Genomic DNA, 15,487 nt, shown 5'->3' with positions numbered 1-15,487 from the left:
CCTCGGGCGGTTGTTGTCTTGGGCGGCGGCGGCCGGCCCCTTCGGGGCCGTGACACCATCGACCACGTGCTCGACATCGGCTACGCCCTCTCCCACCGCTTTCCCGACCCCCCGCAGTTCGACTACCGCGGCGCGGATGTCCACGCGCTGCGGCACGACCTGTTCTGCGGGGACGTGTATCTCGCGGACACGAAGGCGGACCGGGAGCTGTCCACAGCCTGGGGATGGGTTCCCGTCCTGGACTTCGCGTGGGCGCTGTGCGACATCGTCGAGCAGGTGGACCAGGATCCGCGCGGCAGCCGGGCCTCCCGCCCCCAGTACGCGGAGCTCGACTTCACGGAGTCGTCGGACCGCATGCTGTTCACCCGGCGCTTCGGGTGGGTGGACATCGAGGCGGACTGGATGCGGGCGGAGGAGCCTCCGCTGACGTTCTCCCACTCCGAGCTGCGGCGCGAGGCGCGGGACTTTCTCCAGGACCTCCTGGCGGACCTCATCGACCTCCACGAGTCCCTGGGGGACAACCCGGCGATCTGGTCGCTCCAGTCCCGCTTTCCCCGGGCGTAGGCGCCCAGCGGAGCCCCCCGCATCCGCCCCTGCCCGAACAACCTCTCCCACCCACCCGCCCGATTACCCCGCAGCCTCCCCTGGACGAACAAGCCTTTCCACCCACCCGCCCGATTGCCCCGCGGGGAAGGGGGAGAAGGCGGGTGGGTGGGTCAGGGAGCAGCCCGGCAGGGAGGGGACCGACATAGCCGGAGGGTGGGGAGTGCCACGTGCCCGCAGTCGGCAGCGCTCGGGAGGGGACGTGCCGGTATGTCCGCCCGGAGCACGGCTCGCGGCGCTCCGGTGCCGAAGCAGCCCCGCGGCCACCGGACGATAGCGAGGACGGACATACCGGCGCGGCCCCGCACCCAACAGGCGGGCTATGCCGCCGTTCCGACGCGCCCGCAGTCGAAGCAGCCCCGCAGCCCGCACCGCCCCCCCCCACCGCCAAAGCCGGACGCTAGTCCACCCGTACGCCCGCCTGGGCGGCGAACGCCGGTGCCAAGTCCATCAGTTGCGCCGTACTGATCACCGCCCCCGCCAAGCAGTCGAGCCCCCGCAGAATGTCCACCTCGGCAGCCGACCGCAGGTCGACGTCCTTCATGCGGGCCCCGCTGAAATCCGCCCCCTTCAGCACGCAGCCCACGAACTCCACCCGCTCCAGCGCCGCCTGCCCGAAGTCCGGCTCCACCAGCACGCAGCCCTCGAAGACGACGTCCTTCAACCGCGCCTTCCGCAGGTTCAGATAGTCGATCTTCCCGCCCCGCACGACCACCCGCTCCAGCACACTCCCGTGCAGCTGGACACCGCCCAGCCGCGCGTCCACCACCTCCACGTCCCTCAGCGACGCCTCCGCCAGCTCGGTGCCGACCCCCCGCGGCTCCGTCAGCACGGAGTCCACGAAGCGTGCCCTGCTGAGCCGCGTCTCCGTCACCCCGCAGCCCGTCACCGCGCAGTCCAGGAACAGCGCTCCCCCGCCGTCCTGCCCCGCGAGATCGAGATCCCGGAACTCGACCCCGTCATAGTCCCCGTCGGGCTCCAGCCCGGGCCCCTCGAACCCCCGCAGCGCGGGCAACCGCACCTCCGGCCGCCGAGCCTTCTTCACCCCTGCCGCATCCCTCTGACCATTCCTCTGACCATCCCTCTGTCCCATACGCCCATCCTGCACCCGCCCACTGACAACGCCGCAGCCCGCCGATGTCACATCCCGGGCACCCCCATCCGTCGTACCGAGTAGACGCACGGACCACGACAGGAGCCCAGCCCATGCCCACCCACCGAAAGCCCCTCACCGTCATCGGCGGCGGCTTCGCCGGCCTCACCGCTGCCATCAGCGCCGCGGAATCCGGCGCCCGGGTCACCATCCACGAGGCCCACCACACCCTCGGCGGCCGGGCCCGCACCGCCGAAGGCGCGTACCGCACGAACGAAGGCCCGCACGCCCTCTACAACGGCGGTCCCCACTGGACCTGGCTCAAGCAGCGCGACCTCATCGGCCCCCTCTCCCCCCTTCCGCCCCTCGAAGGCACCCGGCTCCGCCTCCACCACCAGGGCAGGCTCCGCCGCACCCCACCCCTCGCGATGCTGAGGCTCCTGCGCCGCAAGCCCGAACAGGCTCCGGTGGACGTGGACTTCATGACCTGGGCCACCGGCGAGGTGGGCGAGGAAGGCGCGCGCGCCGCCGCGCACTACATCGCCGTGGCGACGTTCCACCACGACCCCGGCTCCCTCTCCGCCCGGTTCGTGCACGAGCGTCTGCGCCGCGCGACGAAGCTGCCCCCGGAGGCGCACTACCCGAGTGGCGGCTGGGGCTCGGTCATCGACCGCATGGCGACACTGGCCTGGAACCTGGGCGTACGCGTGGAGACCCTGTCCCGCGTCGACGCCCTCGCATCCCTCCCCGCCGCAGGCCCCGTCGTCGTCGCCACCTCCCTCCCCGCGGCCCGCCATCTCCTCAAGGACGACAGCCTCCACTGGGACAGCGCCCGCACCACCCTCGTCGACATGGCCCTGAACTCCCGCAAGGGTGACCCCTTCGCCATCTCCGATCTGGACAGCACCGGCTGGATCGAGCGGTTCACCACCCAGGACCGCAGCCTCGCCCCCGCGGGACAGGAGCTCATCCAGGGGCAGATCCCACTCTCCCCCGAAGAGTCCAAGGCGGACGGCGCGGCCCGCGCCGACCATCTGCTCGACCTCGGCTTCCCGGGCTGGCGCGACCGCCTGGTCTGGCGGCGCGACGCCGTGTCCAACGGCCGCACCGGGGCGGTGGACCTGCCGGGCACCACCTGGCGCGACCGCCCGGCCATCGATCGCGGCGACGGCGTCTACCTGGCCGGCGACCAGGTCGCCGCGCCCGGTCTGCTCTCCGAGGTCTCCTTCAACAGCGCCCTGGAGGCGGTGACGCTCGCACTGACCTCCACGAGGCTTGACCTCAAGTCCGCTTGAGGTACGAGGGTGGCGGCAACACCGGAAGAACGCCCCCAAAGCCCAAGGAGCGAACCCCATGCACGCCATCCGCCTGCACACCTTCGGCCCGGCCGAGCACCTGACGTACGAGGAGGCTCCGGACCCGGCACCTGCCCCAGGTCAGGTCCGCATCGCGGTGACCGCGGCGGGTGTGCACCTCCTGGACACCGCGATCCGCGAGGGGTTCAAGGGCCCGCTGCCCGAACTCCCCGAGCTGCCCACGATCCCGGGCCGCGAAGTGGCCGGCACGGTCGACGCCCTCGGCGAGGGAGTCGACGGCAGCTGGCTCGGCAAGCGCGTCGTCGCCCACATCGGCTTCGCCCCCGGGGGCTACGCCGAGCTCGTCGTCACGGAGGCCTCCCGCCTGCACGAGATCCCCGAAGTCCTGGACGACGCGGAGGCCGTTGCCCTGATCGGCACGGGGCGTACGACGATGGGAATCCTGCAGTTCGCCGAGCTGACCCCGGACTCCGTGGCCGTCATCCCCGCGGCGGCGGGCGGCATCGGCACACTCCTGGTCCAGTACGCCGAGCACATGGGCGCCACGGTGATCGGCCTGGCGGGCGGCCCGGAGAAGACGGCCGTGGTCGAGGCGAACGGCGCCGACCTGGCCGTCGACTACAGGAACCCGGACTGGCCGGACGAGGTCCGCGCGTACCTGGCGAAGCTCGGCGGCAGTGGCGTGCCGGGCGCGACCGTGGTGTTCGACGGAGTGGGCGGCGATGCGGGCATGGCCGCCGTGGACCTCCTCGCCCCCGGCGGCGCGCACGTCGTCTTCGGCTGGTCGGGCAAGGGCCTGCGCGACGGCGGGCCCCTCACGTTCACCGACGAGCAGCTCGCGGCCCGTGGAATCACCCAACTCAACGTCCTCGGCCCGGAGATGATGCGCAGGGCGGGCAGCGACAACCCGGTCCGCACCCTGGAGCGCGCGGCCCTCGCCGAAGCGGAGAAGGGCCACTTCACCCCGGCGGTGCAGCGCTACCCACTGGCGCAGGCGGCAGCCGCCCACGCCGACCTGGAGAACCGCCGCACCACGGGCAAGGTGGTACTGATCCCCTGAACCCTGAACAAGGGCCCCCTACGACGCGGCGGAAGCAGCCCCCGGAGCTCCCGGAGCTCCCAGCCCGGCCAACGCCCCATCGGTCAGCCGATACACGGTCCACTCGTCCTGCGGCAGCGCACCGAGCGACTTGTAGAAGTTGATCGACGGCTCGTTCCAGTCGAGCACGGACCACTCGAGGCGCTCATAACCCCGCTCCACGCAGATCCGCGCGAGCTCGCCGAGCAGTGCCCTGCCGTGCCCGCCGCCGCGCGCCTCGGGCCGTACGTACAGGTCCTCCAGGTAGATCCCGTGCACGCCGCGCCACGTGGAGAAGTTCAGGAACCACAGCGAGAACCCGACGATCTCCCCCGAAGCGTCGTCCTCGGCGATGTGCGCGAAGGCGGCGGGCCGCTCCCCGAAGAGCGCTTCACGCAGCTGCTCCTCGGTGGCTCTGGCCTCGTCGAGTGCCTTCTCGTACTCGGCGAGGTCGCGGACCATGGCGTGGATCACCGGGACATCGGCAGGGGTGGCGTGACGAATCATGGCCGCAGGCTAACCAGACCGCCTGCCGGGGCCAACCCGCGTCTCACGCCCCGAGCAGCCGCCGCGCAAGCTCCAGATCCTCCTCGTCCGGCTCCTCGCCGTCCTCGATCTCCCACAGCGTGTTCTGCAGTACCCGGGCCAAGGTCCAGGCGCGCGCCCGCTCCCTGTCCAACCCCAGCACCTCGCTCATCGCGTCGAACCGCCACAGCAGGTCCTGTGGGTCGAAGCGGTTGTTGAGCGCGGGCCAGAGGTCGAAGCCGGGGTCGCCGGCCAGCGGCTTCGGGTCGATGGCGAGCCACGGCTCGCGCTCGGCCGCGAGGACGTTCTCGAAGTGCAGGTCCCAGTGCAGCAGCCGGTCGCCGGGCTCCCCCATGACCTCGCGCATCGCGCCCCCGCACCGCTCCACGATCGCGCGCTGGGCCGGGTCGGGGATCGCCTTCAGGGCCCCGGGCAGGTCGTCGAGCATCTCCCCCGCGATGTCCGCGAGCCGCCGCATGCCCTCGGGCGCGGGCACCGAGGTGAGCCGGGCGAGCAGCTCGGCAATGACGAGCACGGCCTTGTGCGTGTCCTCCACCGTCGACAACATCCGCCCGGAGTCGAGGCGTTCGAGCAGCATCGTGCCGGTGCGGTCGTCGTGGTCCAGCAACCGCACCGCGCCGTCGCCGTCCCACACCCGCAGCCCGACCGGCTCCCCCTCGGTCTCCTCGTCGAGCACCTGGAACTTGACCGCGGCGGGGGTGCCGTCCCGACGCACCACGGGCAGCACGAGCGCGGCCATGCCGTGCATCGAGGGCCCGTCGACCCTCAGGTCCCAGCGCTCGACGAACTCCGCCACGCGCGCGGGCAGCGCCGCGATGAAGGCTCGGCCGGGTTCGCCCACGTACCGGTACTGCGACTCGATCAGCTCGTCCGGAATGCGAATGTCGATCACGCCGGCGACGCTACCGGCGTGGGTGAATCGCCGCATGGGGATTATTCCGGCCATGAGGGCTGCGGGGCTGGCCGTCCTGGCCTACATCCGCAGCGCTCCCGGGACGTACGTCTGGCTCGCGGTCCTGTTCGTCACCACGGTCGCGATGCACCACATGTCGCCGGAGTTCGAGAAGGAGTTCCTGCGGCAGCGCTCCACGAACATCCACGAGCTGTCGCACAACCCCGTGCGCGTCCTGGTCTCCAGCGTGCTCTGGATCGACGGCGGCACCTGGCTGTCGTACGCCGTGCTCTACACGGTCTTCCACGCCACCGCCGAGCGCCGGCTCGGCACCGCACGCTGGCTCGCGGTGGCCGCGGGCGCGCACGTCGTGGCCACGCTCATCAGCGAGGGGGTCCTCGCGCTCGCGATCCACCACGGCGCGGCCCCGACCGCCTCGGTCAACACCCTGGACGTGGGCGTGAGTTACGCGCTGGCGGGCGTGGTCGCGGTCCTCACCTACTGGGTGCCGAGCCCCTGGAGATACGCGTATCTCGGGATCGTCCTCGCCGTGTACGGCACTCCGCTGATCACCGGCAGGACCTTCACCGACCTGGGCCACTTCACATCGGTCCTGATCGGCCTGGCCTCCTATCCGCTGACCCGGAGTGCCGTACGCCCGGCACCGGGGAGCTGGAGCCTGCGAAGGATCAGGAAATCCCGGAGGCCTTGAGCTCCTTGGCGAACGTGTCCTGGTCGAACAGCGCGTTGCTGTCCGCCTTCTTGCCGTCGATGACGACGGTCGGCGTGCCCTGCATACCGTCGTCGCTGAAGGCCCGCATCGCCTCACCGACCCACTTCTTGTACGTCCCCTTCTGCACGGCCTTGTCGAACTCGGCGCCCCGCAGCCCGTCCACCCGGTCGGCGATCTTCAACAGGAAGGCGGGCGTGAAGGCGTCCTCGGTCTCGTGCTCGGGCTGGTTGGCGAAGACCGCGGCATGGAACTGCGGGAACTTCCCCGCATCCACCGAGGCCCGCAGCGCGTTCGCCGCGTTCACCGAGCCGCTGCCGCCGAGGTTCTTGTCGAGGAACGAGGCGAGCGTGTACTCGACCTTCACCTTGCCCGCGGCCACCGGCTCCACCAGGGCCTGCGCGCCCGTCTCCTCGAACTTCTTGCAGATCGGGCAGCGCGCGTCCTCGTACAGCTTGACCGTGTGCGCGGCCTTCGGGTCACCGACCGTGATCACGCCGCCCTTCACGGAGGCGGGCGCCTTCGCGAGCGCGTCGGTACCGGCCGGCGGCTCCTTCGCCTCGGGGCCCCCGGTGGCCCCGGACTCCGAAGCCGACCCCGACTGCTTGTTGTCGCCCCCGCCCGTGAGGTCGTCGGGCCCGCAGGCGGCTGCGCCCCCGGCGACGAGTGCGGTGGCGGCCACCGCGGCGACGATGCGCCCGGCCTTGCGTACGGCCATCTGAACAGTCCTCCAGGATCTCGGCACCTGACGCTTCGACATCGCCACGTGCCGGATCAACGTATCGGAACGCTCTCCTCCGAACCCCTCCCCAAAGTCCCCACCAGCGCAGTAACGTCCGGCTCATGAGCAGCACGATCAACGGCGGCATCTCGTTCTGGTACGCGGACAACGGCACCCCGGGCCCCCGTGAGCCCCTGCCGGGCGACGAGAGTGCCGACGTCTGCATAGTCGGCGGCGGCTACACGGGCCTGTGGACCGCGTACTACCTGAAGAAGGCCGCCCCCTTCCTCCGCATCACCGTCCTGGAGCAGAAGTTCTGCGGCTACGGGGCCTCCGGCCGCAACGGCGGGTGGCTCTACAACGGCATCGCGGGCCGCGACCGTTACGCCCGGCTGCACGGCAGGGAGGCGGCGGTCCGCCTCCAGGAGGCGATGAACGAAACGGTCGACGAGGTGATCCGCGCCGCTGCCGAAGAGCAGATCGACGCGGACATCCACCACGGCGGCGTACTCGAAGTGGCGTACACCCCCGCCCAGTTGGCCCGTCTGAAGGAGTTCCACGCCACGGAGCTGGCGTACGGCGAGAAGGACCGGACCCTGCACGGCGCACGGGAGACGGCCGACCGGGTGCGCGTGGCCGGCGCCGTCGGCTCCACCTGGACCCCGCACGGCGCACGCCTGCACCCGGTGAAGCTGGTGAAGGGCCTGGCGGCGGCGGTCGAGGCGCTCGGCGTCACGATCCACGAATCGACCCCGGTCACGGAGATCAGACCGAAGCACGCGATCACCCCGTACGGCACGGTCCGCGCGCCGTACATCCTGCGCTGCACGGAGGGCTTCACGGCCTCCCTGAAGGGCCAGCGCCGCACCTGGCTCCCGATGAACTCCTCAATGATCGCGACGGAACCACTCACCGACGCCCAGTGGGAGTCGGTCGGCTGGGAGGGCCGCGAGACGCTCGGCGACATGGCGCACGCCTACATGTACGCGCAGCGCACCGCCGACGGCCGCATCGCGCTCGGCGGTCGCGGAGTCCCCTACCGCTTCGGCTCGAAGACGGACAACGACGGCCGCACGCAGCCGGCCACGATCGAGGCCCTGCGCGAGATCCTCACCCGCTTCTTCCCGCAACTGGCCGGAGTGCGGGTGGCCCACGCCTGGTCCGGCGTACTGGGCGTCCCGCGCGACTGGTGCGCCACGGTCACCCTGGACCGCGCGACGGGCCTCGGCTGGGCGGGCGGCTACGTCGGCTCGGGCGTCGCCACCGCCAACCTCGCGGCCCGCACCCTGCGCGACCTGGTCCAGCAGGACTCGGGCCAGTCGGGCCCCTCGGATCTGACGTCCCTGCCCTGGGTCAACCACAAGGTCCGCAAGTGGGAGCCGGAGCCGCTGCGTTGGATCGGCGTCCAGGGCATGTACGCGACGTACCGCAGCGCCGACCGCCACGAACTGACCACTCCGACCGCCAGGGCCCCCCGCCTGGCCCGCATCGCGGACCGCCTGTCGGGGCGCCACTAGGAGAGCGGGGAGCCCCCGTCGCCGGGGGCCACGAGGGCACCCAGATGCCGGCGGAGGATCGCGCGCGCGGCGTCGGGCTCCAGCAGATCGGGGTGCAGCACCGCGCCGAGGGTCAGGCCGTCCAGGAGAGCGGCCAGCCGCTGGGTCTCCAGCTCGATGCCGAGGTCGCCGGGGATGCCTCCGGAGCGCTGGGCCTCCAGCAGCACCCGCCCGATCAGCTCGCGGGCCTCCTCGTGCATCCGGCGCGCGCAGGGCCGGAACTCCGGGCGGGTGCGCGCGGCGCTGATGAACGCCAGCCAGAGCACCGCCTCCTCGCGGCGGGTCTCGTCGAGGGGGAGGAACTCGGCGAACAGTTCCTCGGTACGGGTACGGCGGTCGATGCCCGTGTCCGGGCCGAGGAGCTGCTCGGCATGGCCCCGGATCCGGCCGTCGATGCGGCGCCGCAACTCTTCCATAGTGAAGATCATCAGCTCGGTCTGGCTGGCGAAGTAGTGCCGCACAGAACCGATGGCGAGCCCGGCCTCCTGGGCGACGTTCCGCAGTGAGGCGCTCTCGAGACCCTCGCTGCCCACGATGCGGAGAACAGCCCGGGCAACATCCTGGCGCCGGGTTTCGGCTACGACGACTCTTGGCATATTGCTGTTATAGCACGGGCGCGCTAAATTAACTCCGTGCCCTGCTGGGGCACGGACAGGGCTGGCAACAAAGGGGTGCAGTGGTGGACACGTGGATGCTGGTAACGATCATCGCCGTAGGTGCGGTCGCAGTGGTGATCAAGCGCCTGCTGGGCGAACCACTCAACGCCCGTGACCTGTTCGCGCCCCCGCTGGTCCTCACCGGCCTCGGGATCTGGGCACTGACCGAGGTGAAGGGCCTGACCGGCACGGACATCGGCTGGGTCATCGCCGGTTCGGTGCTCGGTGTCGGCCTCGGCGCGGTGCGTGGCGCCACCATCCAGGTCTATCCCAAGGAAGGGATCCTGTACCAGCGCTACACCGGCAAGACGTTCCTCGTCATCATCGGGTCCCTCGTGGTGATGGCCGCCTTCGGGTTCCTCGCGGTGCACATGGGCATGCAGTCGGAGGCCCGGCCCATCAACCTCTCCATCGGCGTCGGATTCCTGGGCGAGGCGCTGGTCGTCGGCGCCCGCGGGCTCTCCACGGGGGTTCCCTTCGCCCCCGAGAAGCCGCGCTTCGAGAGGCCCCGCATCTGACACCCGCCCGTCACGGCAGCGTGAAGAGGGCCCGGAGACAGTGACGGTCTCCGGGCCCTCTTCATGCCCGGGTGAGGCGGTCGGGACGACGGGTTACGGGTAGAGCTCCGGGCGCCGGTCGCGCAGATACGTCGTGGCGGCACGGGCGCGCTTGAGGACCAGCGGGTCGACGTCGACCACGAGCAGATCCTCGCGGTCCTCGGTGACGGCGTGCGTCGTGCCGTCCGGCGCCGCGACCGTGGTGTGGCCGCAGAAACTGAGGCCCCCGTGGTCGCCGGTCCAGTTCGCGTACGCGATGTAGAGCTGGCTCTCGAAGGCGCGGGCCGGCACCAGCGTGCGGGCCACGAACTCCCAGGGGCGCATCAGCCCGGTGGGCACGAGCAGCAGATCGGTACCGGCCAGCGCGTGCGCCCGCACGGCCTCCGGGAACTCCACGTCGTAACAGATCAGCATGCCCAGCGTCAGACCGCCGAAGGACGCCTGCACCACCCCTTGCGCCCCGGGTGTGAACCGGGCCCGCTCGGCACGCCCGTACAGGTGCGCCTTGCGGTAGACGGCGAGCGTCTCACCGCCGGGCGCGACGAGACGCGCGGAGTTGTACACGGCGGAGCCGTCCGTCTCCGGCCAGCCGTGGACGATGGCGATGCCGAACTCCCGGGCGATGGCCGAGACCTCCGCGCACCGCGCTCCGTCCACGGGACCCGCGGCCTGCGCGAGGTTGCCTGCCTGCAGGGGATAGCCACCGATCGAGATCTCGGGGGTGACGAGCAACTCGGCCCCCTCATCGGCAGCGCGGCGCGCTCCTGCCCGCAGCTTCTCCAGAAGCCGCGGCACATCGGTCGCGCCGCACGCCGCCTGCAGACAAGCGATCCTCACTGAGTGTTTCCTCCGGGGGAATCACCGGGCCCGCCGGCCTGCGGTTCCCGCGCGAGCCGCTCCAACTGCCGCTTGTCCGGCTTGCCGTTGCGGTTGAGCGGGAACCGGTCCAGGACGACGACCCGGTCGGGGTGCTCAAAGGTGGCAAGCATCCCACAGAGCCTGTCCCGCCAGTACGCGGCCGCCTGCCCCCGCTCGTCCTCGACGAAGAACACCAGCTGCGCCCCGCGCCGTTCGTCGGGCAGCGGCACGATCCGGGCCGAGCAGTCCAGGGCGGCCACCTTGCGTTCGATCAGCTCCGGATAGAGCGTGTAACCCATCCGGTGCACGGCGAACTTGCGGCCGAGCGGGAACACGTTGCCGTGCTCGTCCAGGTGACCGAGGTCGCCCGTGCGCTGCCAGCCGGCATCCGCGGGGAGCAGGATGCCGTCCTCGTCGAGATGGCCCTCCATGCCGTCCGGGGTGTCCACCTCGATCTCGCCCGCCACGCCCGGCGCCACCTCGAGGCCGTCCTCGTCGACCACGCGCAGCCGGATGCCCTCCATCGTCCGGCCGCAGGCGATCGGGTTCTCGATGGTGGCGAAGGCGATGTTGCCCAGTTCGGTACTGCCGTAGCTGTCCAGCAGCGGTCGCCCGAACTCCGCGACGTAGCGGTCGACGAGCGGCCCGTCCAGGGGCGCCGCGCCGACACAGAACATGCGCACCTGCTCGACGTCGGCGCGCAGCGCGGGCTTGCGGCCGATCAGGTTGAGCATGCTGCGGTAGCTGGAAGGCGTCGCGTCGATCACCGTGACCCCGGTCTCGCCCGCCATCCGCAGGGCCCGGTCCAGCCGCTTGTAAGGCGCGATCACCAGCGAGGACCCGGTGATCCAGGCGATGAGGACCATGGAGAGCCCGTACTGGTGGGAGAAGGGCAGCAGCGGCATGAGCACGTCGTCGGCGACATGTCCGACCTGATCGGCGTTGCGCCGCAGGTTCGTGAGGAACTTGGCGCCCGACTTGACGACTCCCTTGGGGGAACCGGTCGAGCCCGAGGTCCACATGATCAGGCCGTCGGGCCGCTCGCCCCACTCGTCGAACGACAGCCGCTGCTCGGCGACTTCGCGGCCCGCCGCGGCCACCAGGATCTCGTAGAGGTGGATGGCGTCCAGGTCGTCGTCGATCGGCGCGTCGTCGTCGACGAGGATGACTTTGGCGCCGGTGCGCCGGACGATGCGCCGGGTCTCCTCCGCGTGCTCCTGCTGGTCGACGAGCACGATGGAGGCGCCGAGGTGCATCAGCCCCAGCAGCGTCCCGACCCAGCCCGCCGAGTTGCCTGCCTTGAGCAGGACGCGCTGGCCCGGGCCGACGCCTCGATCGCGGAGCGCGTCGGCGATGCGCAGGGCTCCCTGCTCCGATGCGGAGAGGGTTTGAACCGAGTCGTGGGCGAAAATCTTCGAGGTCACTGTCGGGAGGTTCCTTCCTCGGGAGGGAACCGTGCCGCTACTGATGCGTAACACGGGCCCCACCAAGGAAGTTAGGCAGTATGCCCCCACCCGGGAACCCTTAACTTCCCCCTAGGCTCCCTTGTTCTCCGCGACGAGGAGCTGATCGTGGACGAGGTTGGCGACCTGCCGGCGGCTGACGTCGAGATAGCCCCGCGCACCCGGGAACACCTCCAGGTCGAAGGTTCCGCTGGTGCGGTGGCGCCAGTTCCGTACGGCTGACACCGGCGCCCTTCGGTCCGTCTCGCCGGTGAGCGCCACGATGGGGCAGCGCAACTCGGGCCCGTTGTCGCAGGCTTCGGTCCTCTCGGCGCCCGCGGCCCCCGAGACGAACAGGGTCGCGGGCACGGTCCCCGTCTCCCGCTCGAGCCTGTGTGCCACCCGGTACGCCAGGTCGGCGCCCCTGCCGTGCCCGAAGAGCGCCAGCGGCCGGTCCGTCCACTCCGCGAGGGTCTCGAAGGCGTCGTCGGCCAGGTCCGAGAGGTCTCCGATCCGCGGGGGCACGCTGCTGTCGAAGGCGTAGGAATGCTGGAACACCAGCACCTCGACGGTCGGCAGCAGGAGTTCCGCCAGGCAGAGGAACGAAGACGTCGATTCGACACTGTGCGGAAAGCCGGCCAGCCTGTATTTACTGGAGATCGAGGCGTGCCGGATGCTTATCAAATCGAGATCGGCACACACATTTGACACCAATGACCTTCCCCTTTCGAATCGATAAGTACATGTCGCATGCATCGAGTGGTGCGACATTACGGCGAGGCGAAACCGGCAACCTCGACCCCATGGTTGAGGTCCGGGTGGAGATACTGGCATCCTAGGGCTGATTTCGGCCACTGTTGGCGGACCAGGGCTCCGACCTGCCCTCCCCTGCCCCGCGCCCCCTCACCCCAGTTGTGGCCCGCAGGGGAGACTAGGGGTTGTCGACCGAATTCGTCGCGCAATACATTCTTCCTGCACGTACGCGAATCCGCGTGACACTGCATCTGCCACATCGCGCCGCTCTCGACATTCCCATCGATGGACACGGCGCACTTTTCCCTGCACTCAGCGCATCATGCGAGACCGGATGAGGAACCGCCGATGATCAAGGTACGAGACCTTGCTAAAACGTTCCGCAGCCGAAAAAACACCGTAGCGGCCGTCCGGGGCGTGGACATCGACGTCGCAGAAGGCGAACTGGTCGGATTCCTCGGCCCCAATGGCGCGGGAAAGTCCACCACTTTGCGGATGCTCTCCACGCTGCTGCGCCCCACATCTGGCGTGGCGATGGTCGCCGGCTGCGACCTGCTCGACGACCCCGCCGGAGTACGCCGCCGCATCGGCTACGTGGGGCAGGGCAACGGCGCCGGAGGCGACCAGCGCGTCGGCGACGAACTGATGACACAGGCCCAGCTCTACGGCATCTCCCGCGGCCGGGCCCGCGGGCGGGTCGAGGAGCTCCTCGCCCAGTACGACCTCACGGGCATGGAGACCCGGACCGTGTCCACCCTCTCCGGAGGCCAGCGGCGGCGTCTCGACATCGTGATGGGCGTGCTGCACCGGCCCCAACTGGTCTTCCTCGACGAGCCGTCCACCGCCCTCGACCCGCAGAGCCGCAGCAATCTGTGGGACCACATCAGGTCGCTGCGCGACCTGCACTCCACCACGGTCTTCCTCACCACGCACTACCTCGACGAGGTGGACGCCCTCTGCGAGCGCATCCTGGTGATCGACGGCGGGCAGATCATCACCGAGGGCACCCCCGACGGCCTCAAGAGCGAGGTCTCGGGCGACCTGCTCGTCCTGGAGACCTCGGACCCGTCGGGCACGGCCGCGATGGCGGCACGCTTCCCGGGCGCCCGCGAGATCACCGTCGACGGCTGGACCGTACGGTTCCGGGTGCCGCTCGGCGGTTCCGTCCTCCCCGTGCTCCTGCGGGAACTCGACCGGATCCAGATCCCCGTGACGTCCGTACAGACCCACCGCCCGACCCTGGACGACGTGTTCCTCACCCTGACGGGCCGCAGTCTGCGGGACACGGACACCAACCCCACCGACGATCAGGGAGAGTGACGGTGCACTACCTGAAGCAGACGCGCCTCATCTTCATCCGCTCCACCCGCCCGTGGGCACGCAGCCCGCTCCAGCTCATCGTCGGAATATCCGGCCCGCTGGTCTATCTCGTGCTCTTCGGCCCTCTCCTGAAGAACACGCTGCCCGGCGACGTGGACGCCTGGCAGTGGTTCGTGCCCGGCATGCTGATGCAGCTCACCCTGTTCGGTGCCGCCTACGCGGGCTTCTCGCTCACCCCCGAGCTGCGCTCCGGGGTCATGGAGCGGCTGCGCGTCGCCCCCGTCAGCCGCGCCGCGCTGCTCTCCGGCCGCGTCCTCAGCGACCTGGCCCAACTGGGCATCCAGGGCGTCATGCTGCTCGCCGCGGCCACGGCCTTCGGCTTCCGCGCCCCCCTGCCCGCGGTCCTGCTGCTGCTCGCGCTGTCCTCCGTGCTCGCCGCCGGGATCAGCTCGGCCTCGTACGCGCTGGCGCTCATCCTCAAACAGGAGAACCGGTTCGCCCCGCTGCTCAGCATGGTCCTTGTGCCGCTCATGCTGCTCTCCGGCGTGCTGCTCCCGATGAGTGCGGCGCCGGACTGGCTCTACGACCTGTCGCGGGCCAACCCGCTGTCCCACGTGGTCGACGCGCTGCGCGCGATCACCGCCGGGGAGTACGCCTCCTCCACCACGCTGACCGGCGCCCTGGCCGCCCTCTCCCTTGTGGTCATCTTCGGCGCCTGGGGCATGCGGACCATGAACCGCGAACAGGGCTGAGGCCCGCGCGGCGCCCGGCCTGGCGCCCGCCGCGGACACATGAGCCGGCCTCCCCACCCAGTCGGGCGGGGAGGCCGGCTCCGTCGTACGCGCCGCGGCAGCGGGTCAGTCCTTGATCTCACAGATGACCGCGCCCGCCGCGACCGTCGCGCCCACCTCGGCCGACAGGTCCTTGACGGTCCCGGCTCGGTGGGCGGTGAGCGGCTGTTCCATCTTCATGGCCTCCAGGACCACGACGAGGTCGCCCTCCTGAACCTGACTGCCGTCCGCGACGGCGAGCTTCACGATGGTTCCCTGCATCGGGGAGGTCAACGACTCTCCGGAGGCCGCCGCCGACGCCTTGGAGCCGCCCTTGCGCCGCGGGGCCTTCTTGCCGCCACCGGAGACGCCGCCGGCGACCGCGGCCCCCAGCGACTCGGGGAGCGAGACCTCCAGACGCTTGCCCGCGACCTCGACGACCACCGTCCTGCGGGCCGTGTCCACGGCGTCCGCGCCTGCTCCCGCGTCGGTGGGGACCGTGAACGCGGGGATGTTATTGGCGAACTCGGTTTCGATCCAGCGGGTGTGGGCCGTGAACGGGTCGGTGGAGCCGGTGAGTTCGGGGGCGAAGGCGG

17 protein-coding genes are annotated in these 15,487 nt (G+C 70.7%); 8 read left to right on the top strand and 9 right to left on the bottom strand.

Features of this window, described 5'->3' with window-relative positions; translation table 11 throughout:
- The first annotated feature begins 66 nt into the window (after positions 1–66).
- Positions 67–564: a hypothetical protein gene (locus tag ACZ5WE_RS36205; protein ID WP_467695611.1), complete on the top strand. Its 498-nt coding sequence runs from the start codon at positions 67–69 to the stop codon at positions 562–564.
- A gap of 439 nt (positions 565–1,003) precedes the next feature.
- Here ACZ5WE_RS36205 and ACZ5WE_RS36200 read toward each other — a convergent pair whose 3' ends face one another.
- Positions 1,004–1,696 (bottom strand): pentapeptide repeat-containing protein, encoded by a 693-nt coding sequence (locus tag ACZ5WE_RS36200; protein ID WP_467695609.1) that lies wholly within the window; start codon positions 1,694–1,696, stop codon positions 1,004–1,006.
- Positions 1,697–1,809: 113 nt separating this feature from the next.
- Here ACZ5WE_RS36200 and ACZ5WE_RS36195 point away from each other — a divergent pair, with 113 nt between their 5' ends.
- Positions 1,810–2,991, top strand: a complete 1,182-nt coding sequence (locus tag ACZ5WE_RS36195; protein ID WP_467695607.1) for an FAD-dependent oxidoreductase — start codon at positions 1,810–1,812, stop codon at positions 2,989–2,991.
- Positions 2,992–3,049: 58 nt separating this feature from the next.
- A complete protein-coding gene (locus ACZ5WE_RS36190) occupies positions 3,050–4,072 on the top strand; it encodes a zinc-binding dehydrogenase (protein ID WP_467695605.1) in 1,023 nt (340 codons plus the stop codon).
- A gap of 18 nt (positions 4,073–4,090) precedes the next feature.
- On the opposite strand, the gene ACZ5WE_RS36185 is transcribed toward ACZ5WE_RS36190, so the two are convergent.
- The gene (locus ACZ5WE_RS36185) at positions 4,091–4,597 is read right to left on the bottom strand and encodes a GNAT family N-acetyltransferase (protein WP_467695604.1); all 507 of its coding nucleotides are present in this window, start codon (positions 4,595–4,597) and stop codon (positions 4,091–4,093) included.
- A 43-nt stretch (positions 4,598–4,640) separates the two neighbouring features.
- Positions 4,641–5,528, bottom strand: a complete 888-nt coding sequence (locus tag ACZ5WE_RS36180; protein WP_467695602.1) for an aminoglycoside phosphotransferase family protein — start codon at positions 5,526–5,528, stop codon at positions 4,641–4,643.
- A 52-nt stretch (positions 5,529–5,580) separates the two neighbouring features.
- On the opposite strand from ACZ5WE_RS36180, the gene ACZ5WE_RS36175 reads away from it, so the two are divergent.
- Positions 5,581–6,240, top strand: a complete 660-nt coding sequence (locus ACZ5WE_RS36175) for a rhomboid-like protein (protein ID WP_467695600.1) — start codon at positions 5,581–5,583, stop codon at positions 6,238–6,240.
- On the opposite strand, the gene ACZ5WE_RS36170 is transcribed toward ACZ5WE_RS36175, so the two are convergent.
- On the bottom strand, positions 6,218–6,976 hold the full coding sequence (locus tag ACZ5WE_RS36170) for a DsbA family protein (RefSeq protein WP_467695598.1): 759 nt from the start codon (positions 6,974–6,976) through the stop codon (positions 6,218–6,220). The two genes, ACZ5WE_RS36175 and ACZ5WE_RS36170, sit on opposite strands and share 23 nt — an antisense overlap.
- Positions 6,977–7,101: 125 nt before the next feature.
- Between ACZ5WE_RS36170 and ACZ5WE_RS36165 the strand changes: the two genes are divergently transcribed.
- Positions 7,102–8,496 (top strand): NAD(P)/FAD-dependent oxidoreductase, encoded by a 1,395-nt coding sequence (locus tag ACZ5WE_RS36165; RefSeq protein ID WP_467695597.1) that lies wholly within the window; start codon positions 7,102–7,104, stop codon positions 8,494–8,496.
- On the opposite strand, the gene ACZ5WE_RS36160 is transcribed toward ACZ5WE_RS36165, so the two are convergent.
- Positions 8,493–9,068 carry a TetR/AcrR family transcriptional regulator gene (locus ACZ5WE_RS36160; protein WP_467695595.1) on the bottom strand — a complete coding sequence of 192 codons (576 nt, stop codon included), beginning with the start codon at positions 9,066–9,068 and terminating at the stop codon, positions 8,493–8,495. The two genes, ACZ5WE_RS36165 and ACZ5WE_RS36160, sit on opposite strands and share 4 nt — an antisense overlap.
- Before the next feature lie 158 nt (positions 9,069–9,226).
- Between ACZ5WE_RS36160 and ACZ5WE_RS36155 the strand changes: the two genes are divergently transcribed.
- Positions 9,227–9,709 carry a DUF1453 domain-containing protein gene (locus ACZ5WE_RS36155; RefSeq protein ID WP_467695593.1) on the top strand — a complete coding sequence of 161 codons (483 nt, stop codon included), beginning with the start codon at positions 9,227–9,229 and terminating at the stop codon, positions 9,707–9,709.
- Between the two features lie 93 nt (positions 9,710–9,802).
- Here ACZ5WE_RS36155 and ACZ5WE_RS36150 read toward each other — a convergent pair whose 3' ends face one another.
- The 3 genes from ACZ5WE_RS36150 to ACZ5WE_RS36140 form a co-directional block, all read right to left on the bottom strand.
- Positions 9,803–10,585: a carbon-nitrogen hydrolase family protein gene (locus ACZ5WE_RS36150; RefSeq protein WP_467695591.1), complete on the bottom strand. Its 783-nt coding sequence runs from the start codon at positions 10,583–10,585 to the stop codon at positions 9,803–9,805.
- Complete coding sequence (locus ACZ5WE_RS36145; RefSeq protein WP_467695589.1) at positions 10,582–12,030, bottom strand: class I adenylate-forming enzyme family protein; 1,449 nt, start codon at positions 12,028–12,030, stop codon at positions 10,582–10,584. Before ACZ5WE_RS36145 ends, ACZ5WE_RS36150 begins: the two co-directional genes overlap by 4 nt.
- Positions 12,031–12,141: 111 nt before the next feature.
- Entirely contained in the window at positions 12,142–12,732 is a 591-nt protein-coding gene (locus ACZ5WE_RS36140) for a thioesterase II family protein (RefSeq protein WP_467695588.1), read from the bottom strand.
- A gap of 417 nt (positions 12,733–13,149) precedes the next feature.
- On the opposite strand from ACZ5WE_RS36140, the gene ACZ5WE_RS36135 reads away from it, so the two are divergent.
- Together ACZ5WE_RS36135 and ACZ5WE_RS36130 are read left to right on the top strand one after the other, a co-directional pair.
- Positions 13,150–14,121, top strand: a complete 972-nt coding sequence (locus ACZ5WE_RS36135) for an ATP-binding cassette domain-containing protein (protein ID WP_467695586.1) — start codon at positions 13,150–13,152, stop codon at positions 14,119–14,121.
- Between the two features lie 2 nt (positions 14,122–14,123).
- Positions 14,124–14,873, top strand: coding sequence for an ABC transporter permease (locus ACZ5WE_RS36130; RefSeq protein WP_467695585.1), 750 nt, complete (start codon positions 14,124–14,126; stop codon positions 14,871–14,873).
- A gap of 105 nt (positions 14,874–14,978) precedes the next feature.
- Here ACZ5WE_RS36130 and ACZ5WE_RS36125 read toward each other — a convergent pair.
- Positions 14,979–15,487 (bottom strand): acyl-CoA carboxylase biotin carboxyl carrier protein subunit (locus ACZ5WE_RS36125; RefSeq protein ID WP_467695583.1); only part of this gene is annotated, 509 nt, incomplete at its 5' end.

Source organism: Streptomyces sp. NPDC033180 (assembly GCF_055577645.1).
Note: the sequence above shows the minus strand (reverse complement) of the source record. Positions and strands in the feature narration are given on the sequence as shown.